The organism is Massilia sp. LMS1-1-1.1, assembly GCF_040815535.1.
Lineage (GTDB): Bacteria > Pseudomonadota > Gammaproteobacteria > Burkholderiales > Burkholderiaceae_D > Janthinobacterium > Janthinobacterium aestuarii.
In genome coordinates this window covers 972,871-995,245 of record NZ_JBFPNG010000001.1, presented here as the reverse complement: position 1 = coordinate 995,245, position 22,375 = coordinate 972,871, and the positions used below count along the sequence as shown (strand labels likewise).

The 22,375-nt window shown below is 63.4% G+C and carries 18 protein-coding genes; 10 read left to right on the top strand and 8 right to left on the bottom strand.

The window, feature by feature from the left end:
- The first annotated feature begins 148 nt into the window (after positions 1-148).
- From urtA to urtE, 5 genes are all read left to right on the top strand, one after another.
- Positions 149-1,402, top strand: a complete 1,254-nt coding sequence (gene urtA, locus MRBLMS1_RS04540) for an urea ABC transporter substrate-binding protein (RefSeq protein ID WP_456150389.1) — start codon at positions 149-151, stop codon at positions 1,400-1,402.
- Between the two features lie 87 nt (positions 1,403-1,489).
- Positions 1,490-3,073, top strand: a complete 1,584-nt coding sequence (gene urtB / locus MRBLMS1_RS04535; protein ID WP_485878087.1) for an urea ABC transporter permease subunit UrtB — start codon at positions 1,490-1,492, stop codon at positions 3,071-3,073.
- Positions 3,070-4,191 (top strand): urea ABC transporter permease subunit UrtC, encoded by a 1,122-nt coding sequence (gene urtC, locus MRBLMS1_RS04530; RefSeq protein ID WP_485878085.1) that lies wholly within the window; start codon positions 3,070-3,072, stop codon positions 4,189-4,191. The genes urtB and urtC overlap by 4 nt, the downstream gene beginning before the upstream one ends.
- Entirely contained in the window at positions 4,188-5,018 is an 831-nt protein-coding gene (urtD, locus tag MRBLMS1_RS04525; RefSeq protein WP_456150386.1) for an urea ABC transporter ATP-binding protein UrtD, read from the top strand. The genes urtC and urtD overlap by 4 nt, the downstream gene beginning before the upstream one ends.
- A 6-nt stretch (positions 5,019-5,024) precedes the next feature.
- Positions 5,025-5,723 carry an urea ABC transporter ATP-binding subunit UrtE gene (gene urtE, locus MRBLMS1_RS04520; protein WP_485878083.1) on the top strand — a complete coding sequence of 233 codons (699 nt, stop codon included), beginning with the start codon at positions 5,025-5,027 and terminating at the stop codon, positions 5,721-5,723.
- 2 nt (positions 5,724-5,725) lie between these two features.
- Here the strand turns inward: urtE and MRBLMS1_RS04515 are convergent, their stop codons facing one another.
- From MRBLMS1_RS04515 to MRBLMS1_RS04505, 3 genes are all read right to left on the bottom strand, one after another.
- Positions 5,726-6,310: a chromate transporter gene (locus MRBLMS1_RS04515; protein WP_072452948.1), complete on the bottom strand. Its 585-nt coding sequence runs from the start codon at positions 6,308-6,310 to the stop codon at positions 5,726-5,728.
- Positions 6,307-6,894 (bottom strand): chromate transporter, encoded by a 588-nt coding sequence (locus MRBLMS1_RS04510; protein ID WP_034756758.1) that lies wholly within the window; start codon positions 6,892-6,894, stop codon positions 6,307-6,309. The genes MRBLMS1_RS04515 and MRBLMS1_RS04510 overlap by 4 nt, the downstream gene beginning before the upstream one ends.
- Positions 6,895-7,086: 192 nt before the next feature.
- Complete coding sequence (locus tag MRBLMS1_RS04505) at positions 7,087-7,263, bottom strand: hypothetical protein (RefSeq protein WP_189396513.1); 177 nt, start codon at positions 7,261-7,263, stop codon at positions 7,087-7,089.
- Between the two features lie 261 nt (positions 7,264-7,524).
- Here MRBLMS1_RS04505 and MRBLMS1_RS04500 point away from each other — a divergent pair, with 261 nt between their 5' ends.
- Complete coding sequence (locus tag MRBLMS1_RS04500; RefSeq protein WP_485878082.1) at positions 7,525-7,746, top strand: hypothetical protein; 222 nt, start codon at positions 7,525-7,527, stop codon at positions 7,744-7,746.
- Positions 7,747-8,161: 415 nt separating this feature from the next.
- Here MRBLMS1_RS04500 and MRBLMS1_RS04495 read toward each other — a convergent pair whose 3' ends face one another.
- Both MRBLMS1_RS04495 and MRBLMS1_RS04490 read right to left on the bottom strand, forming a co-directional pair.
- On the bottom strand, positions 8,162-8,761 hold the full coding sequence (locus tag MRBLMS1_RS04495; protein ID WP_485878080.1) for a response regulator: 600 nt from the start codon (positions 8,759-8,761) through the stop codon (positions 8,162-8,164).
- 362 nt (positions 8,762-9,123) lie between these two features.
- A complete protein-coding gene (locus MRBLMS1_RS04490) occupies positions 9,124-9,672 on the bottom strand; it encodes a phosphohydrolase (RefSeq protein WP_139089791.1) in 549 nt (182 codons plus the stop codon).
- A 190-nt stretch (positions 9,673-9,862) separates the two neighbouring features.
- Between MRBLMS1_RS04490 and MRBLMS1_RS04485 the strand changes: the two genes are divergently transcribed.
- Together MRBLMS1_RS04485 and MRBLMS1_RS04480 are read left to right on the top strand one after the other, a co-directional pair.
- Positions 9,863-13,000: an NAD(P)-binding protein gene (locus MRBLMS1_RS04485; protein WP_485878078.1), complete on the top strand. Its 3,138-nt coding sequence runs from the start codon at positions 9,863-9,865 to the stop codon at positions 12,998-13,000.
- 2 nt (positions 13,001-13,002) lie between these two features.
- Positions 13,003-13,914: an alpha/beta hydrolase gene (locus tag MRBLMS1_RS04480; protein ID WP_485878076.1), complete on the top strand. Its 912-nt coding sequence runs from the start codon at positions 13,003-13,005 to the stop codon at positions 13,912-13,914.
- Here MRBLMS1_RS04480 and MRBLMS1_RS04475 read toward each other — a convergent pair.
- A complete protein-coding gene (locus tag MRBLMS1_RS04475; RefSeq protein ID WP_485878074.1) occupies positions 13,899-16,778 on the bottom strand; it encodes a hybrid sensor histidine kinase/response regulator in 2,880 nt (959 codons plus the stop codon). The two genes, MRBLMS1_RS04480 and MRBLMS1_RS04475, sit on opposite strands and share 16 nt — an antisense overlap.
- A 155-nt stretch (positions 16,779-16,933) precedes the next feature.
- Between MRBLMS1_RS04475 and MRBLMS1_RS04470 the strand changes: the two genes are divergently transcribed.
- Complete coding sequence (locus tag MRBLMS1_RS04470) at positions 16,934-17,563, top strand: LysE family translocator (RefSeq protein ID WP_139089788.1); 630 nt, start codon at positions 16,934-16,936, stop codon at positions 17,561-17,563.
- Here the strand turns inward: MRBLMS1_RS04470 and MRBLMS1_RS04465 are convergent.
- Positions 17,526-18,254, bottom strand: a complete 729-nt coding sequence (locus tag MRBLMS1_RS04465) for a YceI family protein (RefSeq protein WP_485878072.1) — start codon at positions 18,252-18,254, stop codon at positions 17,526-17,528. The two genes, MRBLMS1_RS04470 and MRBLMS1_RS04465, sit on opposite strands and share 38 nt — an antisense overlap.
- 532 nt (positions 18,255-18,786) lie before the next feature.
- Positions 18,787-21,411, bottom strand: a complete 2,625-nt coding sequence (locus MRBLMS1_RS04460; protein ID WP_485878071.1) for a M1 family metallopeptidase — start codon at positions 21,409-21,411, stop codon at positions 18,787-18,789.
- Positions 21,412-21,732: 321 nt separating this feature from the next.
- Here MRBLMS1_RS04460 and MRBLMS1_RS04455 point away from each other — a divergent pair, with 321 nt between their 5' ends.
- Positions 21,733-22,356, top strand: a complete 624-nt coding sequence (locus MRBLMS1_RS04455) for a glutathione S-transferase family protein (RefSeq protein ID WP_485878070.1) — start codon at positions 21,733-21,735, stop codon at positions 22,354-22,356.
- The last annotated feature ends 19 nt before the right edge of the window (positions 22,357-22,375 follow it).

Genomic DNA, 22,375 nt, shown 5'->3' with positions numbered 1-22,375 from the left:
GCTGCACAGTCCTTGTGCAGCCAGGTTTTTTTTCGTGCGGCGGGAGCCGCGTGCACCATGGCGGACACCTGCTGGTGCTGGCATGCATTCTGCTTTAACAACATCGTATGCTCAGCTCGACCCCCACGAACCCATCACAGGAGTCCCCATGTCACGACGCATCATCCTGAAAGCGGCCGCCGCCGGCGCACTGGCCCTGGCCACGTCCACTTACATGCAGGCAGCCTTGGCCGCCGATACGATCAAGGTAGGCATTTTGCACTCGCTGTCGGGCACCATGGCCATTTCCGAAACGTCGCTGAAAGACGTGGCCTTGATGACGATCGCCGAGATCAATGCCAAGGGCGGCGTGCTGGGCAAGAAGCTGGAAGCCGTCGTCGTTGACCCGGCGTCGAACTGGCCCTTGTTCGCGGAAAAAGCGAGACAACTGGTGGCGCAGGACAAGGTTGCCGTTGTGTTCGGCTGCTGGACGTCCGTGTCGCGCAAGTCGGTTTTACCCGTGTTCAAGGAACTCAACAGCCTGCTGTTTTACCCGGTGCAATACGAGGGCGAGGAGCTGGAAAAGAATGTGTTTTACACGGGCGCCGCGCCGAACCAGCAGGCGATTCCCGCCGTCGAATACCTGATGAGCAAGGATGGTGGCGGCGCCAAGCGCTTCGTGCTGCTGGGTACGGATTACGTGTATCCGCGCACCACCAACAAGATCCTGCGCGCCTTCCTGAAAAGCAAGGGCGTCAAGGATAGCGATATCAGCGAGGTCTACACGCCGTTCGGCCACGCCGACTATCAAACCATCGTCGCCAACATCAAGAAGTTTTCCACGGGTGGCAAGACGGCCGTCATTTCCACCATCAATGGCGATTCGAACGTGCCGTTCTACAAGGAGCTGGGCAATGCAGGCTTGAAAGCCACGGACGTGCCCGTCGTCGCGTTTTCCGTCGGCGAGGAAGAGTTGCGCGGCATCGATACCAAGCCATTGCTCGGTCACCTGGCGGCGTGGAATTATTTCGAGTCCGTCAAGAATCCCGTGAATACGGCCTTCATCAAGCAGTGGAAAGCGTATGCCGTGGCGCAAAAACTGCCGAACGCGGGTTCCGTCGTGACGAACGACCCGATGGAAGCGACCTATGTCGGCATCCACATGTGGGCGCAAGCCGTGGAAAAAGCCAAGTCGACCGATACCGACAAGGTGATCGCTGCCATGGCCGGCCAGAGCGTCAAGGCGCCATCGGGCTTCACCCTGACCATGGACGCCACGAACCACCATCTGCAAAAGCCCGTGATGATCGGCGAGATCAAGGCCGATGGGCAATTCAATGTCGTGTGGAAAACCAAGGAACCAATCCGCGCGCAGCCGTGGAGCCCGTTTATCAAGGGGAATGAGGGCAAGCAGAAGTTATGAGTTAGCAGCAGAAAGGCCGGGGTCAGACCCGACGGGTCTGACCCCAGATTTCGCTTGGGCTGAAGTAACGATGAGAGGTCTTTCCGCATGCGTCTGCTACGTCGTATTTTGTTATTACTTTGCCTGTTGCCGCTGTCTGCGCAGGCCGCCATTTCCCCCAACCTGCTCAAACCGCTATCCGGCGACGACCCCGACGCCAGAGTCGCTGCCGTCGCCCAGATCGCCGCCCTGGCCACGCCCGAGGCTGCCAAGGTGCTGCAAGCCTTGCAGGACGACAGCCTGTATGCAGCGCCCGACGGCAAGGTCTACATCGTCGATGGCGAGCAGGCATATGACCCGGCGATCAGCAAGAGCGTGCCGCTGCCGGACGGCATCGATGGCGTGATGGTCAACAACCGCTTGCGCTCGGCCGTGGCGGGTGCTCTGTCGGGACTGAAACTGCTGGCGCCCGAGCGCTCCACACGGCTGGCCGCCGCGCAGGCGCTGCAGCAATCTGTCGATCCGGCGCAGCTGCCCCTGATCCGCAAGGCGCTGGCGCAAGAGAGCGATGCCGAGATCCAGCAGATATTGCAAGTGCTGATCGCCAGCGCCAATCTGCATGCCCCCGATGCGGCTACGCGCAAGCAGGCCGTGCAGGCGCTGGCCGGCAGCAGCGATGCGCGCTTGCTGCCCGTGCTGCAAGCGATGCTCGAGAAGGGCGGCGAGCCCGACGAGGCCGTGCAGCTGGCCGCCATCGAGACCATGCGCCAGATCAAGGGCAGGGTGGCGCGCATGGAATTCGCCGGCAATGTGTTCTACGGCATTTCGCTGGGCAGCGTGCTGCTGCTGGCTGCGCTGGGGCTGGCCATCACGTTCGGCTTGATGGGCATCATCAACATGGCGCATGGCGAATTGCTGATGATAGGCGCTTACACGACCTATTTATGCCAGCTGTTTTTCCGCACCTATCTGCCTGGCCTGCAGGATGCGTATCTGCTGGCCGCGCTGCCTGCCGCTTTTCTCGTCGCGGGACTGGTGGGCGTGGCGCTCGAGCGCACGGTCATCCGCTGGCTGTACGGGCGGCCGCTGGAAACCCTGCTGGCCACCTGGGGCATCAGCCTGATCCTCATGCAGACGGTGCGTACGATCTTCGGGGCGCAAAACGTGGAAGTGGCCAATCCCGCCTGGATGTCGGGCGGCGTGACGGTGCTGGGCGGCCTCGTGCTGCCGTACAACCGCCTGGCCATCATCGTCTTCGCCGTCCTTGTCGTGATGGCCGTGTGGCTGATCCTCAACAAGACACGGCTGGGCCTGTTCGTGCGGGCCGTCACGCAAAACCGCCGCATGGCCGATTGTGTGGGCGTGGCCACGGGCAAGGTCGACATGCTGACTTTCGGCCTCGGTTCCGGCATTGCCGGGCTTGGTGGCGTGGCCCTGTCGCAGCTGGGCAATGTGGGGCCGGACCTGGGCCAAAGCTACATCGTCGATTCCTTCATGGTGGTGGTGCTCGGCGGCGTGGGCCAACTGGCCGGCACCGTCATCGCCGCGCTGGGGCTGGGCGAAGTGAACAAATTCCTCGAACCGGTGGCGGGCGCCGTGCTGGCGAAGATCGCCATTCTCGTGTTCATCATCATTTTCATCCAGCGCCGGCCGCAGGGCCTGTTTGCCATGAAGGGACGCAGCGTCGAATGATTACCTCCTATCAATCCAAGCAGGGCCTGTTCACGCGGCCCGTCTGGCTGGCGATTGCCGCCTGCACGCTGCTGGCGGTGCTGTTGCCGATTTTTAATCTGGTGTTTGCCGAAGGCCATGCGCTGCACGTGTCCGCCTACACGGTGGCGCTGGTGGGCAAGTTCATGTGCTATGCGCTGGCCGCGCTGGCGCTGGACCTCGTCTGGGGCTACACGGGCATCTTGTCGCTGGGCCACGGCGTGTTTTTTGCCTTGGGCGCGTATGCGCACGGCATGTATCTGATGCGAGCCATCGGCGAGCAGGGCCAGTACCACAGCAGCTTGCCCGACTTCATGGTCTTTCTCGACTGGAAAACCTACCCGTGGTACTGGGCCTTCACGGAACATTTCTGGTACTGCATGGCCCTCGTCGTGCTGGTGCCGGGCGTGCTGGCGTTTGTCTTCGGTTACTTTGCCTTTCGCTCGCGCATCAAGGGCGTGTATTTTTCCATCATCACGCAGGCGATGACGTATGCCTTCATGCTCTTGTTCTTCCGCAATGACACCGGCTTTGGCGGCAACAACGGTTTCACGGATTTCAAGACCATCCTCGGGCATGACATCACGGCGCCCGCCACCCGGGCCGTGCTGTTCCTGCTGACCCTGGCCTTCCTGCTGGCGGCCTTGATCGGCGCGCGTGCCATCGTCCGCTCGAAACTGGGCAGGGTGCTGCAGGGCGTGCGCGACAGCGAGGCGCGCTTGATGTTCCTTGGCTACAACCCGCTGTGGTTCAAACTGTTCGTCTGGACCTTGTCGGCCGTGCTGTGCGGCATCGCCGGCGCCCTGTACGTGCCGCAGGTGGGCATCATCAACCCGTCCGAAATGTCGCCGGCGAACTCCATCGAGATGGTCGTGTGGGTGGCGGTAGGCGGACGCGGCACACTGATCGGCCCCATCCTGGGCGCCTTCACCGTCAACGGCTTGAAAAGCTGGTTCACGGCCGCCTTGCCGGAACTGTGGCTGTTCGCGCTGGGCTTGCTGTTCATCGTCGTCACCCTGTTCATGCAGCAAGGCATGCTCGGTGTGTTGAACAAGCTCAAACGCAAGAAAACGGCCGTCGTGGCAGAGGAGGCCGCATGAGCATCCGCATGTTGCCCGGCATGGCCAGCGCGGAAACGGGCGCCAGCTATTCGCGCGTGAAAGGCGAGGGCGTCGATACGACGCATGGTGCGATTTTGTACCTGGAAGAGATCAGCGTGTCATTCGACGGTTTCAAGGCCATCAACAAACTCAGTCTCGATATTTCTGTGGGCGAATTGCGCTGCATCATCGGCCCGAACGGCGCGGGCAAGACGACGATGATGGATGTGATCACGGGCAAGACCCGGCCTACGTCTGGCACGGCCTGGTTTGGCCAGACCATGAATCTGGCCACGATGACGGAAGCGCAGATTGCCCACGCGGGTATCGGCCGCAAGTTCCAGCGCCCCACCGTGTTCGAGCAGCACACGGTGTTCGACAACCTGGAACTGGCGATGAAGATGGACAAGCGCGTGGCGCCCACCCTGTTTGCGCGTTTAAGCTCGGAGCAGGCAGGCAAGATTGAAGCGATTTTGCGCCTGATCCGCCTCAACGGCCAGGAAGCGCGGCCGGCCGGCTTGCTGTCGCACGGGCAAAAGCAGTGGTTGGAAATCGGCATGCTGCTGATGCAGGAGCCGCAGCTGATTTTGCTCGACGAACCGGTGGCCGGCATGTCGGATGCGGAAACGGCGCGCACGGCGGAATTGCTCAATGAATTGCGCGGCAAGCATTCGATCATGGTGGTCGAGCACGACATGGGTTTTGTGACGGAAATTGCCCAGCAAGGCATCGTTACCGTGCTGCATGAGGGTGCCGTGCTGGCGCAGGGCCGCATGGACGAAGTGCAGGCCGACGAGCGCGTCATCGAAGTCTATCTGGGAAGGTGAACACATATGCTGGAAGTCGAGCAATTGAATCAATACTATGGCTCCTCGCACACCTTGCGCGGCATCAACCTGTCGGCACGCAAGGGCGAGTGCCTGGCCTTGCTTGGGCGTAATGGCGTGGGCAAGACGACCTTGCTCAAATGCCTGATGGGCGTGCTGCCCGTGGCGCAGGGCAAGGTGGCGTTCCAGGGACGCGACATCACGAAGCTGACGCCGCATGCGCGGGCCAAGCTGGGCATCGCTTACGTGCCGCAGGGGCGCGATATCTTTGCGCGCCTGACGGTCGAGGAAAACTTGCTGATGGGCATGGCGGTGAAGCGGGGCAAACAAGCGTCGCGCATCGATCCCCACGTGTATGAGCTGTTTCCGGTGCTCAAAGAGATGCTGCAGCGGCGCGGCGGAGATTTATCTGGCGGGCAACAGCAGCAGCTGGCCATCGCCCGTGCCCTGCTGGCCGAGCCGCAGCTGATCATCTTCGACGAGCCGACGGAAGGCATACAGCCCTCCGTCATCAAGGATATCGGCCGCGTGATCAGCCTGTTGAAACAGCGCGGCGACATGGCCATCGTGCTGTGCGAACAGTATTTCGATTTCGCCCGCGAGCTGGCCGATGAATTCATCGTCCTGTCGCGCGGCAGTGTCGTCGCCAGCGGCAAGGCGGAACAGATGGATGGCGAGGACGTGAAGCGGCACCTGGCCGTGTAAGGTCAGACGAGCTGGAACCAGCCCAGCACGGCACCGGCCGCCAGCAGCCACAGCAAATGGATTTTCGTGCGCCAGATGATGAGGCCGGTGACGATGGACAGGCTCCACAGGGGCCAGTCCGTGCGGATATCATGGTTGGCGCCGCCCAAAATCATGCCCGTGGAAATCAGCAGGGCGACGACGATGGGCGCCATGCCTTGCTTGAAGGCGCGCACGGGGCGCAGGTCGCGGTTGCGGTAGCCCCATTGGGCCGCCACGTAGGTGAGGGTGGTGCTGGGCAGCATGATGCCCACCATGGTGATGAACACGCCCAGGTAGGCGGCAGTGTAGCTGCCAGCGTTCATGCCCACGTTCCAGCCCATCAGGGCGACGAACAGCACGTTCGGGCCGGGCGCGGCCTGGGCGATGGCGATTGACTCGTTGAATTGCGCCTGGGTCAGCCAGCCGTGCTGCTCGACGAGGAAACGGTGCATTTCGGAGGTGGTGGAAATGGCGCCGCCGATCGACATCAGCGACAGCATCAGGTAGTGGCCGAACAGGTTCAGCCAGTCGCCCGTGCTCAACACCAGTTGCAAGGGCGGATTCATGGGGACAGCTTTCGATAGGTGAGCAGACAGCCGATGCCGCCCAGGCCCAGCAGGATGTACAGCAGGGGCCAGCGCAAGATCGCCACCATCAGCACACCGAGCACGGTGATGGACAAGGTCAGCCACAGGGGCAGCGGATGCTTGGTCAGCGCGGTCGCCAGTTTCACGCCTGTGGCGGCAATCATGCCGGCCGAGACGGCCGCCATGCCGCGCAGGGCGCCCGCCATTTGCGGGTTGTCGCCGAAGCGCGTGTACAGCACGCCCAGCACGAGCACGATGACAAGGGGCGCGGCCAGCATGCCGGCCAGCGCCGTCAGCGCACCCTTCAAGCCGAAATAGCGCCCGCCCACCATCAGTGACAGGTTGACGACATTCGGCCCGGGCATGATTTGCGCCACGGCCCAGTCTTCGAGGAATTCCTCCTGCGTCAGCCAGCGCTTGCGCTCGACCATTTCGCGCTGGATCACGGCCAGCACGCCGCCAAAGCCCTGCAGGGCCAGCCAGGTGAACGAGAAGAACAGGTCGGCAAGCGAAGCTGGTTGCGGACGGGGCAGGTCGGGCGGAAGCGTGGAAGGTGCGGGCATGGCTGATTATCGCCGTGCCTGCTTAGCCTTGTCCATGCTTATGTCCATACATAATTGCTGGCGTGGCTTATAACATCTAACAAAACCGTAGCGAGCGGAAGTAAGTTGCGGTTGAGAAGCGCAACTGTACGAAGGTACAGTGAGCATCGCAGACCGCAAATTACGACGCGCAGTAGGTTTTGATAGGTGTTCTCAGCCCCCGCCGATGCCGGCGATGACCACGCCCGTGCCGCCGCACATGGGGCAGGGCTGGCCATCTGCCCTGGCGCCCCGTCCCTGGCAATGCGTGCAAACGTTTTCACCGGTGCCGGGGGTGCCGGGAGGGGCGATGTCGCCGGGATTTTTGGCTGGATCGGGTGTTGTATTCATGTCGTGTCTCCTCATCCATGCAGTGTCAACGCCGCGTGATGGCAGCCAGTCCATACTAGGCCGGCGACAGGCGCTGCGTTTGATCTGCCTTAGGCGTGCGGCCTTGTGTATCAGAAAAAAACTGCATCGGAATAACTGCCTGGCATTGACATCGCGCGTTTTTCGGCAATACTTTCGCTGTCACTCTTCCTCGCTGCCATCCCGGCGCCGTTCTCCGCCGCCATGTCCCGCCATGTCTACCTTCCGCAGGAGTCATTCATCATGCTGAGTTCTCAAGAAACCTTGCACATGCCCGTCAAACCCGTGGCGCTGCATGCCCGCGTCGATCAGAAGATGTGCGATATCGTCAATCTGGGCATCGCCGTGCAGGCAGCCTTCAGCACCTTGTGCGCGCTGGAATACCTGAAGTCATACAATGTCTCCCCCGAGCTGATCGAGCGCGTGCTGCTGCATCCGGAGCAGCGCCGCCAGACTGTGCATTGAGTATCCGCATGGCAACTGTGTTGCCGGCAGCGTTAGCCCGGTGTTGTCGGATTGATCATTACGGCTCAGTTATGCACAAATGATGGGTTAACGAAATTGCTGAAATAATTTTCCCGTGATTATGTGTGAGTTTCCAAGTGCTTGATTTTAATGGATTTTATTTTTGCTGTTTGATTGAGCAGTTTATTGAAAGCCGCACGGGCTGTGGCTTTGAGGGCTGTCAATAGGCCCTTATCCACAAAGATATCCACAGTCCGTGTGGATATCTGAAAAAGCGCTTAACAATCCGCCACTTAGGAAATTGGGGCCGCCCGGCACATGCGATGGGCCGGCAAGATGGGCCAAAATGGGGCATGCCACAAGCCTGTATGCCTATCCAGTGCTCTTGTTTTATGACTGAAAGTAGCGGCCGTGTTCAGGGCGTGCCGCCGGCCGGCGCCGCTGGCGTGCTGCCGCACTGGGCCAGGGCTGCGGCCAGTTCGGCGACTTGCTGCTCCGCTTCGCGCAAGGTGGCGTAGGTGCGCAGCGAGGCGATCACGGTGGTAAACAACTTGCGCGTGGTCAGGTCGGTCTTGCACCAGAAATCGTTGATGTCGTAGTCGATGATGATGCGGTGCTCGAGCGCCTGGCCGGGCTGGCCCGTGCGCAGGATGATGCGTACGGCGCTGTTGTGCAGATCTTCGCGGATCTGGCGCGCCACTTGCAGCCCGGCATCCTGAGTTTCCATGATCACATCGAGCAGCACCACGGCGATATCGGATGTGCTGCGCAGCAAAGCCAGCGCCTCGGCGCCCGAATAGGCGTGCAAAAAGCTCAGCCTGCGTCCCTGGAAGCTGGCCTGGCTGAGGGCGAACTTGGTCACCACGTGCACGTCGACATCGTCATCGACGATCAGCACGCGCCATGGCGCCGCGGTGGCAGGCTCCGCCGCCGCGTTTGCCCGTTCCAGCGGTTCATCGACCAGCCAGTCCGGTTCGTCCGCCCCCTTGGCGGCACTATCGCTATCCATGTTCATGCGTTTATCCACCGTTGATCGTGCTTGCTACTCCACACTATGCCAGTCTACGGGGTTTGTCAAAACAATGCTGTTCAAGCAAGACGGCCTGGCGCCAGGATTGCTTATGCACAGCAAAATATATTTTCATGGCGGTGAAGTAACTTTGCTCCAGCGCAAATTCGTGATTGCAAGTCATTGATTTCATTGGGGTAAAAAATTGCCTGTGAAATCAGCAAATTGTTGAAACCCGCATCAATACTGGTGTTGCGGCTTGTCAAGAGGGGCTTATCAACAACTTTATCCACAGTTGCTGTGGATATCTAAAAAAGCCGTGCAAAAACCGGGGCTTAGCGCCCGTTCGTGAGGCAGGGCCGTAGCATTCATGCGGCAAGTCCAAGCCCGCCCAGCTGGGCAAAGGCATGCAGGAAGCGCTGCTTGGCTTCGGCCGGACCCATGGCTTCGATTATACCGGGCAAGGGGGCGATGCCGTCAAGGTAAGCCCAGCGTTCGGCCGAGTGCGGCATCAGGTCGCGCTTTTCCGTGGCCAACGCGATCAGGTCGGCACGCTTGATGGGCGCGTAATCGGAAAAATCCAGCCCATACGTGGCGGCGATGATGGCGCTGACCTTGTCTTCCAGCACGGCAAATTCCGGCAGCAACACTTTCAAGGGTTTCACCATGTCGCCCAGATAGGCTTCGGCCGCGTCGTGCAGCAGGGCGGACAGGCGCAAATGAGGCGGCACCAGTTCGGCGACGATCAGGCTGTGCTGGGCGACCGAGTAAAACACTTGCGTCTGTCCATTGAAGCGGCACTGGTAAGCGAGGCCGTGGGCGATGTCCTCGATGGCGACCTTGTCGATATGCGGGCGCAAGGGATAAAAACGGTTGCCGGAATAAGTAGAAACGTAATCGGTGGTAATCATTGCCATGGCATGGTGCTCGTAACGCTCAAGAGGCTTCATCGTACACCCGATGGCATGGGCTTGCCCCGGCTGCCGTGCGCAAGTCCAAGCTATGCATCTTGGCAAATCCTTTAATTTATTTCATATCATGCAATGCTCTTTCTGAAATACACTGTAGCAATCTTGTTTGTCTGAAACTTTAATTGGGGGCAGGGCAATGACGGCGCAACCTTTGGCAAGACCTTCGTATATCTATCAGGGCGGCTCGGTGATGATGCACTCGCCGCTGCAACTGAAACAGTCGGAAATGTACGGCTATTTCGTCAAGGGCGACCTGGCCAAACTGCAGGCCACGGTGAATACCACCTTGAACCAGGTGGCGGGCAGCAAGATGACCCTGAAAGCCCTGTCGCCGTATGTGATGCTGACTTTTACGCGCGTCAACCATGCGGACTCCGCCAACCCCGTCGACCAGGCCAAGGGCTGGATCACGGAAGTCGATATCGTCACCTGGATCATGGTCGGCCAGATGGATGAGCAGGGCAAGCTCGCGCATATCTATTGGTACCCATGCCATATTTTCGTCGATGACGCGATGGCCCTGATCAACGGGCGCGAGCTGTTCGGCTATCCGAAATATCTGTGCGAATACGAGATTCCCGCCGCCGGCAGCGAGCCGCTGCGCTGTTCCGTCGCCGCCAAGGGTTTCCAGCATTTTTCGCCAGAAACAAAACTGGCGCTGCACCCGTTGCTGGAAGTCAACGCCACCGTGCAGACGGGGCCGCACAAGCCCGTCAACAGTTTCCTGGAACTCATCGAGCAGGCATTCCAGATTTTCCTCTCCATTCCCGATTTCTTCGACATGGACCAGGCTGGCTGGGCCGATATTCTGTCCTTGCTGCGCAACCCGCGCATCGACCAGATTTTCCTCAAGCAATTCCCCGACAGCGCGGGCGTGAAAGCCGTGTACCAGGCACTCGTGGCCGCGCCGGCCGAGATCAACCGCCTGCACAGCGCGCGCCTGCTCGGTTATGAATACGAATGCACCCTGCATGCGTTTGACAGCTTCCCGCTGGACCAGACCCTGGGCTTGCAGCTGGGACCGCAAACGGCGATTTTACCGTTCAATGTGAACTTCGATTTCACGGCCATGCCGGGCGAGGAGCTGGTCGACAATTCCCGCATCGCGCCGGAAAAGATCGCCATCCTCGGCGGCGGCGTGGCGGCCATGACCACCGCGTATTACTTGACGAACCAGCCGGGCTGGCAGAACCAGCACACGATCACCGTCTACCAGCTGGGCTGGCGCCTGGGCGGCAAGGGCGCCAGCGGGCGCAATGCGCAAGCGGGCCAGCGCATCGAGGAACACGGCCTGCACATCTGGTTCGGCTTCTACGCGAACGCTTTCAAGATGATCAAGGAAGCGTATGCGAGCCTGGAGCGTCCGCCCGGCGCGCCGCTGGCCACCTGGCGCGACGCATTCAAACAGCACGATTACGTGGCCCTGTCGGAAGACGTCAAGGGGCAGTGGCGCAACTGGTCCATCGTCTTTCCCACCTTGCCGGGCGAGCCGGGCGAGGGCGGCGAAGACATCACCCTGTGGCAGATGGCCATCGCCATGGTGGGCTGGATCGAGCAGTGGATACGCCAGATCCGGCAAGTGGCGGACGCCGATGCGCGCATCGTGCGCGCCAGCGCATCGCAAGGCGAAGGCGTGTGGCCGGGCTGGCTGCGCCGCCTGGCCGATGAAGTGGTGGGGCAGGCCGATGAACTGGGACTCGACGTGGGCTTGTCCGTCGGCGCGCTGGTGGCGCTGGTGGCCGATCTGGCGCCCGATTCCACGCGCCACGACCAGGCCCGCCACCAGCTGCTGGCCAGCACCCTGAACGGCATCCGCGCGTGGCTGCGCCTGCGCTACCGGGCCCTGATCGATGGCGACGACGAATTGCGCCGCCTGTTCACCTGCCTGGACCTGGGCATCACGGTCATGAAAGGCATGTTCGAGGATGGCGTGTTCAAGAACGGTTTTGACGTCATCAACGACATCGATTTCCGCGCCTGGCTGCGCAAGCATGGCGGCGACGAGCAGTTCAGCATCAATTCGGCGCCCGTGCGCGGCTTTTACGACCTGGTGTTTGCCTACGAGGGCGGCGATTTTTCCAAGCCGAACATCGAGGCGGGGACGCTCTTGCGCTCGATGGCGCGCATCGGTCTGGCCTACAAGGGCGGCATCATGTTCAAGATGCAGGCCGGCATGGGCGACACCATCTTTACGCCGATGTACGAAGTGCTGAAGAAAAGGGGCGTGGAATTCAAATTCTTCCAGCGCGTGGAAGAACTGGTGCCGGGCGCGGGCGACATCGACAGCATCCGCATCACGCAGCAGGTGCAATTGAAGGACCCCGCCGCAGGCTACGCGCCGCTGGTGGACGTCAAAGGCCTCGCCTGCTGGCCCAGCGCGCCCGACTACACGCAGATCGAACCGGCCCAGGCGGCGTTGCTGCAGGCGCAGGAAGTCAACCTGGAATCGTACTGGAGCGCCTGGCCGCAGCAATACCAGCAAGCGTTCGGCCGCGCGCTGCCCGCCACAGTATTGAAGAAGGGCGTCGACTTCGACAAGGTGGTGTTCGGCATTTCCATCGGCTCGCTGCAAGCCCTGTGCCCGCAGCTGCTGGCGCAAAGCCCGGCCCTGCAACTGACGGCCGACAAGGTGAAAACCGTGGCCACGCAGGCTTACCAGGTGTGGCTCAACAAGAACCTGGCGCAGATGGGCTGGACCACGCAGCCGAAAGGCCAGCAGCCGGTGCTGTCGGCATTTACGGAGCCGTACGACACGTGGGCGCCGATGGACCAGCTCCTGGCGCACGAAGACTGGCCGGCGGGACTGGAGCCGAAAAACGTCTCGTACTTTTGCAGCGCCTTCCCCGTCGACAGCTACCCGCCCGTCACCGATACGGACTTTCCCGCCCGCTGCGCGGCCAAGGCGAAGCAGGGCGCCGTGCACCAGCTCGAGCGCGAGATCGGCGCGCTGTGGTCCGAGGCGGGCGCGCCGGGCGCGTTTCCGTGGCAATGGCTGGTCGACGCGAAGGAGAGCGCGGGACCGGCGCGCTTCGACAGCCAGTACTGGCGCGCCAACGTCGACCCGTCCGAGCGCTACGTGATGTCGGTGGTGGACAGCACGCAGTACCGGCTGGCCACCGACCAGTCGGGCTTCAGTAACCTGTTCCTCACGGGCGACTGGATCAGGACGGGCCTCAACGCGGGCTGCGTTGAGGCGGCCGTGATGGCGGGCATGCAAACGTCGCGTGCCATGACGGGCTATCCGGCCGTGATCCAGGGCGAGAAGGATTTCTAGGCATGCGGCGCCTGATGCTGCCGTGCCTGGTCCTGCTCCACCTGCACGCGGGCGCCGCGCCGTCCGGCGCGATTGTGCTGTGGCCGGGCGTGCCGCCCGGTGGCGCGGCACCCGGTCCGCAGCGCGACAGTGCCAAGGGCTCCATCACGCAGGTCGAGCAACCGTATCTGATCGCGCACCGCCCCGCGCAGCCGAACGGTATCGCCATTCTGCTGGTCAGCGGCGGCGGTTATGCGCATATCGAGGCGGGCAAGGAGAGCGGCCCCGCCGCCAGCTGGCTGCAAACGCAGGGTGTCACGGCGTTTGAACTCGTGTACCGCCTGCCGCAGGAAGGCGGCGGGGTGGCCGCGCCATTCCAGGATGGCCAGCGCGCCATGCGCGTGATCCGGGCGCGCGCGGCCGAGTGGGGCATCGACCCGGCGCGCATCGGCATGCTGGGGTTTTCCGCCGGCGCGCACTTGGCCGGCATGACGGCCGTGCAGCCCGATGCCGCCCGCTATGCGCCTGTCGATGCGATGGATGGCGTCTCCGCGCGGCCAGACTTTGCCGTGCTGCTGTACCCGGTGCTGACCATGCAGCGGCCCTTCGACACGACGCATGCGAAAAAAGAGCTGCTGGGCGCCCATCCCGCGCAGGCGGCGCGCGACGCGCTATCGGTGGAATTGCACGTCGATGCGCGCACGCCGCCCACCTTCATCGCGCAGGCGCTCGATGACCGCGTGTCGCCGCCCGAAAACAGTACATTGATGGCTGCCGCCCTACGCCGCGCGGGCGTGCCCGTCGAGCTGCACCAGTTCCAGAGCGGAGGACATGGCTGGGGCCTGGGCAAGCCGGGCAGCGAACCGGTCGCGTGGCCGCAGCTGTTGCTGGTGTGGTTGCAGTTGCGCGGCTGGATGCCTCAAGCGCCCGGCTGATTTTCCAGGTCCCGCCGCGCCACGTCCAGCGCCGTCCGCAGCTGCGGCAAAAACTGTTCCACGTTATCGAGCTGGCCGTTCGAGGCCAGGGTTTCCATCTGGTGGCACAGGCCGTGCAGAGTGGGGCGGCTCAGGTAGCCGGCACTGCCTTTCAGGGCGTGGAAGGCGGCAGCGGCCGCGCTGGCGTTGCCATCGCGCACGGCGTGGCAAGCCAGGTCCAGGCGCCGTGGCGCTTCCGTCAGGAACGCTTGCGCGATGCGCTGCAAGTGCTGCTGCGACAGGCCTGCCAGCGGCAGGATGTGCACGGGTGCCGTCATGGGATCGGCCGGCGCGGGCGGTTCGTCGGCGGCGTCGTCCAGGCCGAACTGGCGCGCCAGGGTATCGTCCTCGGTGGGTACGGCAGGCGGCAGCGCGTGGCCGCGCGCCAGCAGCAAGTCGATGATGGCGTCGATTTTCTCGAACAGCAGCGCTTCGTCGACGGGTTTGCTGAGGAAGTCGTCCATGCCGGACGCCAGGTAGCGCTGCCGGTCATGTTCGCTGGCGTTGGCCGTCAGCGCCAGGATGGGAATCTGCGCGTCGGCAATGGGGAATTGCGCGCTGCCGCCGTCGCGGATCAGGCGCGCGGCCTGTTCGCCATCCATCTCCGGCATGCGGCCATCCATCAGCACGCAATCGTAGGCGCCAGAACCCAGCGCGCGCAGCGCCTGCTCGCCGTTTTCCACGATGGTCACCTCATGCCCCATGCCTTCCAGCAGGGTGCCGATGATGATCTGGTTGGTGCGCACGTCTTCGGCGCACAGGATGCGCAAACGGCAGGCATGGCGCGCGTGACGTGTCGGCCGGCGCGCGTCGGCCGCCGGCGCGCTGCCGTCTTCCAGCGGCAAGGTGAAATGGAAGCGCGAGCCGATGCCGACACGGCTTTCCACGCCGATCGTGCCTTTCATCAGTTCGACCAGCTCCTTGCAGATGGCCAGGCCCAGGCCTGTGCCGCCGTAGCGGCGCGTGGTGGAATGGTCGGCCTGCTCGAATTTCTGGAACAGGCGCGGCAAGGTGTCCGCGTCGATGCCGGGACCCGTATCGCTGATGATGAATTCAATGGCGTTGCGGCCGTCCTGGCGCGGCGGCGTACGGGCGCGCCGCACTTCCAGCAGCACTTCGCCATTGGCCGTGAATTTCAGCGCGTTCCCCAGCAGGTTGATGAGGATTTGCCGCAGCCGCGTGGGGTCGGCGCGCACGTAGCGCGGCAGGTCCAGCGCCAGTTCGCGGCGCAGCAGCAGGCTCTTGGCATCGGCCTGGCCCTGCACGATGCCGGCCGCGTCGCCGATCAGCGCCAGCAGGTCGAAGTCCACGGTTTCCAGGGTCAGCTTGCCCGCGTCGATTTTCGAGAAATCGAGGATGTCGTTGAGGATGGTCAAGAGCGACACGCCGTTGTGCAGGCCGATGCGCAGGTATTCTTGCGTGCGCCCGCGCACGGACTGGTCGCGCAGCGCGAATTTCAGCATGCCGATCACGCCAGCCAGCGGCGTGCGGATGTCGTGGCTCATGGCCGACAGAAAATCGATGCGGTGGCGGCTGACCACTTCCGCGTGCTCCTTGGCCTTCAGCAGGGCGTCGTTGCTGAGGGTGAGCGCCAGGGTGCGTTCCTGCACGCGCTGTTCCAGGTTATTGCGCAGCAATCGGATCTGGTCGGCCAGGGCAAAGGCCAGCAGCAAGCCGTCGAGCGTGCCGCCGAGCAGGGTCACCAGCTGGGCGTTGGCCACCATGGCCGGCATCAGGCCCAGGTTGGCCGGCAGGATCAGAAAGCCGGGCAGCATCAGGGCGACGAAGGCCAGCACGAAGAAGCGCGCCGGCTGGTAGCCGCGGCGCCAGACGACGATGCCGCAGATGAGCGCCAGCAGCATCCAGATGCTGATGGCGATGGTGGCCAGGGTATGCGCATACGACAGGGCGAAGAAGCAGCTCGGCAGCAGCAGCAAGGGCAGCACCAGGTTGACCTTGCTGATGCTGTGCAGCCGGGGCGAGTAGTCGCGCAGGCGCAGGAAATGCATGTAGAACAGCGTGCTGAAGACGGGCAGCAGGAAAAACGGCACGTAATGGAGCTGCAGCTGGTGCCAGTCGAACAGGTCGGCAAAGACGTGGAAAGTCATGGCCCAGGCCAGGCCATAGGTCAGCACGTACAGCGTGTAATAGGCCGAGGCTTTTTCCAGGGTGATGGAAAAAATGAAAAAATTGAACAGTCCCAGCGCCAGCAGGGCGCCGATGGACGCCACCATCAGGAAGTTTTCCTTGCCCACCAGCTTGCGGTAATCGCGCTGCGTCTTCACGCCGAACATCGGCGCGCGCGCGTAATACGGGCTGGAAAAGCGGATCAGGATGTCATACGTGGCACCCGGCGCCAGCTGCACGTTCCCGCCGTAGTGCAACAAATACTCGTGCGGGCGCTGGTAGCCCGTCAGCAAGGTCTGCGGCGCCGTGTGCTGCCCGGGGCCATACACGTGCACGTCCACCAGGTCGATCAGGGTGTCGTTCGGGTCGATGACCCAGGCGGTTTCAGCGCTGTCGTTGCGCACCTGCGCATGCAGCCAGTAGGCGCCACCGAACAGGTCGACCTGGTCGGCCGGACGCTGGCGCGCCAGCCAGGCGGGCAGGGCGGCGGCATCGGCAGGTGCGGCTTCATTGTCGGCGAGAAATAGTTGACCACCTATGCCCAGGTGATGGATGCCTTGCTTGCCCAGGGGTAATGGATCTGCCTGCGCCGCGCCCGCCATGCCCAGCAGGCTGAACAGAAGCAGCCAGCCGCACAGCCAGGCGCTGACGCGGTAGCTGGAAGCGCGGTGGCAGGGAGGGAGCGGGTGGGCTGGCATCGATGGGCTTGGTGATGGTCGCGCGGAAATGGCGGCAACGCCGTTTGCTGTGGAGTGCCCATTTTAATCGACTCTCGGTGACACACGGGCAATTTCATGTCCTGCCCGCCTGGCGCCCGCTCCGGTATCATGGCGCCTTTGCCCGCGAGATATTCATGCTCAGTCCCGACCAGTTCCTGGCCTTCCTGGCCGCCGCCGTCTTGATCACCGCCAGCCCCGGCCCCGACAACCTGATGGTGCTGGGCGTGGGCATGTCGCGCGGACGCCGCCAGGGCATGGCGTTCGGCCTGGGCTGTGCCCTTGGCTGCCTCACGCATACTGTGCTGGCGACCATCGGCGTGTCGGCCCTGCTGGCCGCCTCGCCCACGGCATTTACGGCGTTGAAAGTGGCCGGCGGACTATATCTTGTGTGGCTGGGCATCGGCGCCTTGCGCAGCCGTGGCGGCGCCAGAGCCGATGGCGCGGCGGCCTTGCCCGACGAATCCTTGCTGCGCCTGTTCGGCAAGGGACTGTTTGCCAACAGTATCAATCCGAAAGTCGTGCTGTTTTTCCTGTCGTTTCTGCCGCAGTTCATCGTCGCGGGCCAGGGCAATCCCAGCTGGCAGACGGCGCAGCTGGGCCTGGTGTTCACGGCGCAGGCGTGCGTGCTGTTCGGCCTGCTCGGCTATTTTTCCGGCGCCGTCGGCCTGTGGCTCAACCGCCGCCCGCGCGCCGGCCTGTGGCTGGACCGGATAGCCGGCACCATCTTCATCTGCCTGGGCTTGCGGTTGATCCTGGCCCGCTGAGGTCTTGCCGGGCGGTAATGCGGAACGCCAGTTCCATCTGGTCCTGCACGGCCATGGCGCCGCCCAGGACGGCGAACGGCACGATGCCGAAGTCGCTTTGTTTCAACAGCAGGCTGCCGCTGGCCTGCAGGCGGCGTCCGTCGGCCGCTTGCTCGACCCGCACCGGCAGCTGCACCGTGCGCGTCACGCCATGCAGGGTGATGTCGGCATCAAACACCTGCTTGTCGCCCGTGCGGCGCGCCTTGATGCTGACCCACGGATAGCGTTCCGCCTCGAGCACGCGCACCAGCATGTTGTGGCGCGTGCCGGCGATGGCGTCGGCCGATGGCGTCGTCGTCAAGCCGGCTGCCTGGCGCAAGCCTGCTTCATCCACGCTCATCTCGTCAAGCCGGAAGCGGAACTGCGCGCGCCCCAGCGCGGGCGCCACCACGCCCTGCAGGCTGCGGCTGGCCACCACGTGGTCATGCCCGAGCCGCGCCAGCGCGCCACCACGGCGCACGGTGATGGTCAGCAGGGATTCGTCGGGCGCGATGTGCAGCAGCTGCACGCCTTGCCGCTGCCACGCGGGCGCGGGCATGGCGGCAGGGGTAGCCAGCGCGGAGGCAGGGGCAGTCGCGGGCGGCAAGGGCGTGCAGGACGCCAGCGCGGCGCAGGCAAGCAGGGAAACGGTGCGAAGATTCTGGCTGAACATGGGGCGGAAGGGGCAAGGGCGATGGGGGCATAGTACGCGATCCGCGCGGCGGCGCGCGTGCAATGTTAGAGCTACGTCATAAGGCGGTCATATGACGCTGTTATGATGCTTTTGTTGGCACACAGCATGCGATGCGCAGATCACTACGCTCCGGGAGCGATAGGATGCAGGCATGACTCAACAGCTTAGCCGGTGAGCTCAACCATCGGCACCAGACATGTAAAACTTGTTTTATAGTAATGATTGCAGGGCGGGGCAGGGGAAATACGGGAAACGGGCGGGGATTTAATGAAGTCCTAAGCCTGTTTCAACGAAGGGCTGGCATAGTGGATACATGGCGCACGGAAACCCCGAGCGCAAGGTTGCCGGACACCTCAATGACCGGCACGATTTCCACTTCTTCATGTGTTTTCCCGTTTTATCCCTGCGCTCTGAAACAGCGTTTCAACCGGCTACCGCACTTTGCGAAGCCGGTTTTTTTTGCCTGCGTTTTCATCAGTTCCGGGCGCCGCAGCGCCGGGATGCCAATTACTTAGCCCGCCTGTTTCGCCAGCCACGCATCGACGGCTGGCAGCCGTTCGGCGCGCAGCTTGATGCGGTACTTGATGCCGGCCACCGAGCTGTCGGCGTCGCCGCGCGCGCTGGCCGGCAGGTTCGCTTGCGCGTACGCTTCCAGCTTGGCGATCATGTCAGGCTGCGCCGAGCCGGCGGCCAGGCGCGGGAAATAGCGGCTGCGCGAGCTGGCGTCGATGCGCGCATTGACTTGCTCCAGGTGCGCCAGCGCGAAGTCGAAGGCCAGTTCCGGATGCGAGCGCGACACGCGCGAGATCATGGCCGGGCTGTTCGTCACGCCCGGTTCATCCGTCAGTGCCAGCGCCAATGCGCGCTGCGCCAGTGCGGGATCGTCGGTCGAGGCCAGCAAGTCGTACAGCTGATTCTTGACCAGCGGCGTCTTTTCCTGCTGCGCCTTGGCGTGCAGCTGCTCCCAGGTGGCGGCGTCCGCATGCTGGGCCACCACGCCCAGGATGGTGCGGCGCAGCGGCGCGGGCATGGCGGTGGGATCCTGTTCGCTGGCCGCATAGCGGCGGCGCGCTTCCGCGATCACGCCCGGTTCGCCCATGTCGCCGAGGATGGCGATCAGGCGGCCGCGCAGGGTTGCCACGCTCGACGCCTCGCCCGCGCGCGCTTCCCAGCCCGTCTGCGTCATCATCGGCGCCAGGCGCGCCATGGCGAAGCGGCCGAAAGCCTGCTGGCGAACGGCATCACCGGCATACTGTTCGTACAGGCTGCCCAGTGAGCTGGCCACCTTGCCCAGCACCTGCGGATCGGCCGACAGCGGCGTCGCCTTCACCAGTTCCAGGAAGTCGGCCAGGTTTTGCGTACCGGCCAGGCCCAGCGATTGGCTGTCCGCCAGCAAGCCCAGTTGGTCGATCGGCGCCAGGCGCGCGAAGCTGCCCGCGAGAGCGCGCGTGTTGGCCGGCGCGTACACGGTGCGGTAATAGCCGCTCTGGCCCGCGTTCACGAGCAGGGCGCCGCAACCGGGCACGTTCAGGGTGGCCTTGCCATCCTTGAGTACCACCTTGGCCAGCTTACCGTTGCCGACCGTCGACGCGATGACCGGCACTTTCCACGACAGCGGTTTTTTATGCGGCTGGTCCTTGGAAAATTCCGTCTGCGTCAAGGTCACGCGCGTATTGCCGTTTTTGCACACGGCGTCGCCCACCGTGATCATCGGCACGCCCGGCTGCAGGGTGAAATCATGGGCGATGGCGCTGACAGGCTTGCCCGCGGCCGCATCGACTTCGCGCCACAGGTCGTCGGACACCGTATTGCCATACGCATGCTTGCGCATATAGCTGCGCACGGCCGTGCGCCACGTATCGGCGCCCACATACGCTTCGAGCATGCGGATCACGGCTTCGCCTTTTTGGTAGGTGATGCCGTCGAACGCCTGGCTGGCCTGCTCCACGGTGGCGATGCGCTGCACCACAGGGTGCGTGGTGCGCAGCGCATCCTGGCTCATGGCCGACTCGCGTCCGCCGACGCTGGACAGGGCCGTGTTCCACTCCGGGTGCAAACGCTCCGTGGTGCGGCTTTCCATCCACGAGGCAAAACCTTCGTTGAGCCACAGGTCGTCCCACCAGCGCATGGTGACCAGGTCGCCGAACCACTGGTGTGCCATTTCATGCGACAGCGTGGTGTAGATGTTTTCCTTGTCGGTCTGCGTCGAGATGGTCGGGTCGAGCAGCAGGCCGTATTCGAAGGTGAAAACGGCGCCCCAGTTTTCCATAGCGCCGAAGAACTGGCTGCGGCCCGGTGCGGCGATGTTGTCGAGCTTGGGCAGCGGGTAGCGCACGCCGAAATAATCGTTGTATTCGCGCAGCAGGGCGGCCGACTCGTCGAGCGCGAAGCGGCTTTGCGCCAGCGCGCCCTTCTTCGTGATGACGCCTATCTCGGTGCCGTCGCTCATGGCCGTGGCCCGCTCGAAGTCGCCCAGGCCGAAGAACAGCAAATACGTCGACATGCGCGGCGTGGTGGCGAAGCGCACGTGCTTGGTGCCATTGCCCAGGTCCTCGCTGCTGGCGATCGGCATGTTCCCGACGGCCATCTGGCTGCTCGGGACGGTCACGTCCAGCGCGAAGGTGGCCTTGTAGTCCGGTTCGTCCCACGACGGCAGCATGCTGCGCGCGTCGGAATTTTCGAACTGCGTGTACAGCGCGCGCTGGCGGCCCTGCGGCGTGTCGTAGTCGAGCGAGAACAGGCCCGTGGCCTGCGTGCCGATCTTGCCGCTGTAGTCGATGCGCAACAGGTACTCGCCCTTGGCCAGCGGCTGGGCAAAATGCACGGTGGCCGTCTGCTTGTCCGCATCGAAATCGACCTTGCGCGTCACCTGCTTGCTGCCGCCCGCGCCTTCGATGGTGGCGGCGGCAAACGCCAGGTTCAGGGCATTGAAGGTGATGCTGCTTGTCGGCGCGTCGACGGCGACCTTGATGGCGGCTGCGCCCTTGAAGGTGGAGGCGGCGGCGTCCGGCGTGATCGACAGCGCATAGTGCAAAGGCGTGACGCCGCGCGGCAGCTGCGTGGTGGTCGTGGTGGCGTGGCTGGCCGAGGCGTATCTGGTGGCGGGTGCGGCGTGGCCCGCATGGGCCGCGGTCATGGAAGCCAGTGCTAGGACGGCGGCGGCCAGTTGGCTGCGGCGGAAACGCGGAGTCGGTGTGCGATGCATGGTATGCCCTTCGTTCATGGATAAAACGCCCGCCAGCCGGGTAGGCTGCGGGCGTTGATGGCGGTCGCGGGACATCGCTGGAATTGAAAGCCAGCGTTCCCGTACAGCAATCTAAGGTGAAACGGGGGCAAAGTCAACGCGCCAGGGGCGCCGCACCATGGCGGTGCGCTGGTATGATGGGCGCCTGACTGTACTGCCGCAGGCCAGTCCCGCAGCCGCGCCCACCAACATAACAAGACGAGACCCAAGCACATGAAACTGATTATCAGCCCCCGCACGCCCAATCCGCGCCGCGTCACCATGTTCATCGCCGAGAAGGGCATCACCGGCATCGAGGAAGTGGCGCTCGACCTGATGGCGGGCCATCACCGCGACCCTGCCTTCCTGGCGAAAAACCCGCTGGGCCGCGTGCCCGTGCTGGAACTGGACGACGGGCGCGTGCTGACCGAGACCCGCGCCATCTGCACTTACCTGGAAGGCTTGCAGCCGCAGCCGAACCTGATGGGAGAAGGTTACGAGGAGCGCGCATTCATTGAAATGGCAGACCGCCGCGTGGAACTGCATTTGTTCAGCGCAGCCGCCAACTGGGTGCGCCACGGCCATCCGGCCCTGGTGGCGCTGGAAAACCCGCAGTTTCCCGATTTCGCCACGGCGCAGGCGGGCAAGCTGCGCGAGACGGCGCAATGGCTGGATCAGGTGCTGGCTCACCAGCCCTACATCGCCGGCGACCGGTTTACGATTGCCGACATCACGGCCTTCTGCGCGCTGGAATTTGTGCGCGGCCTGATGAAGTACCGGCCCGGCGCGGAAGGCTTGGCCAACCTGCAGGCCTACCGCGACCGCATCGCGGAACGGCCCAGCGCGCAGGCGAAGTAAGGATATTTTGCCACCGGCC

Bases quoted from the DNA above. Each gene is read 5' to 3' on its own strand.
- MRBLMS1_RS04510 (WP_034756758.1), bottom strand. From the start codon at position 6,894: ATGCCCGCACCTTCCACGCTTCCGCCCGACCTGCCCCGTCCGCAACCA.
- MRBLMS1_RS04475 (WP_485878074.1), bottom strand. From the start codon at position 16,778: ATGCCAGCCCACCCGCTCCCTCCCTGCCACCGCGCTTCCAGCTACCGC.
- urtC (WP_485878085.1), top strand. From the start codon at position 3,070: ATGATTACCTCCTATCAATCCAAGCAGGGCCTGTTCACGCGGCCCGTC.
- urtD (WP_456150386.1), top strand. From the start codon at position 4,188: ATGAGCATCCGCATGTTGCCCGGCATGGCCAGCGCGGAAACGGGCGCC.
- MRBLMS1_RS04460 (WP_485878071.1), bottom strand. From the start codon at position 21,411: ATGACCGCGGCCCATGCGGGCCACGCCGCACCCGCCACCAGATACGCC.
- MRBLMS1_RS04515 (WP_072452948.1), bottom strand. From the start codon at position 6,310: ATGAATCCGCCCTTGCAACTGGTGTTGAGCACGGGCGACTGGCTGAAC.
- MRBLMS1_RS04500 (WP_485878082.1), top strand. From the start codon at position 7,525: ATGCTGAGTTCTCAAGAAACCTTGCACATGCCCGTCAAACCCGTGGCG.
- MRBLMS1_RS04480 (WP_485878076.1), top strand. From the start codon at position 13,003: ATGCGGCGCCTGATGCTGCCGTGCCTGGTCCTGCTCCACCTGCACGCG.
- MRBLMS1_RS04470 (WP_139089788.1), top strand. From the start codon at position 16,934: ATGCTCAGTCCCGACCAGTTCCTGGCCTTCCTGGCCGCCGCCGTCTTG.
- MRBLMS1_RS04495 (WP_485878080.1), bottom strand. From the start codon at position 8,761: ATGAACATGGATAGCGATAGTGCCGCCAAGGGGGCGGACGAACCGGAC.
- MRBLMS1_RS04465 (WP_485878072.1), bottom strand. From the start codon at position 18,254: ATGTTCAGCCAGAATCTTCGCACCGTTTCCCTGCTTGCCTGCGCCGCG.
- urtA (WP_456150389.1), top strand. From the start codon at position 149: ATGTCACGACGCATCATCCTGAAAGCGGCCGCCGCCGGCGCACTGGCC.
- MRBLMS1_RS04505 (WP_189396513.1), bottom strand. From the start codon at position 7,263: ATGAATACAACACCCGATCCAGCCAAAAATCCCGGCGACATCGCCCCT.
- MRBLMS1_RS04490 (WP_139089791.1), bottom strand. From the start codon at position 9,672: ATGGCAATGATTACCACCGATTACGTTTCTACTTATTCCGGCAACCGT.
- urtE (WP_485878083.1), top strand. From the start codon at position 5,025: ATGCTGGAAGTCGAGCAATTGAATCAATACTATGGCTCCTCGCACACC.
- urtB (WP_485878087.1), top strand. From the start codon at position 1,490: ATGCGTCTGCTACGTCGTATTTTGTTATTACTTTGCCTGTTGCCGCTG.
- MRBLMS1_RS04485 (WP_485878078.1), top strand. From the start codon at position 9,863: ATGACGGCGCAACCTTTGGCAAGACCTTCGTATATCTATCAGGGCGGC.
- MRBLMS1_RS04455 (WP_485878070.1), top strand. From the start codon at position 21,733: ATGAAACTGATTATCAGCCCCCGCACGCCCAATCCGCGCCGCGTCACC.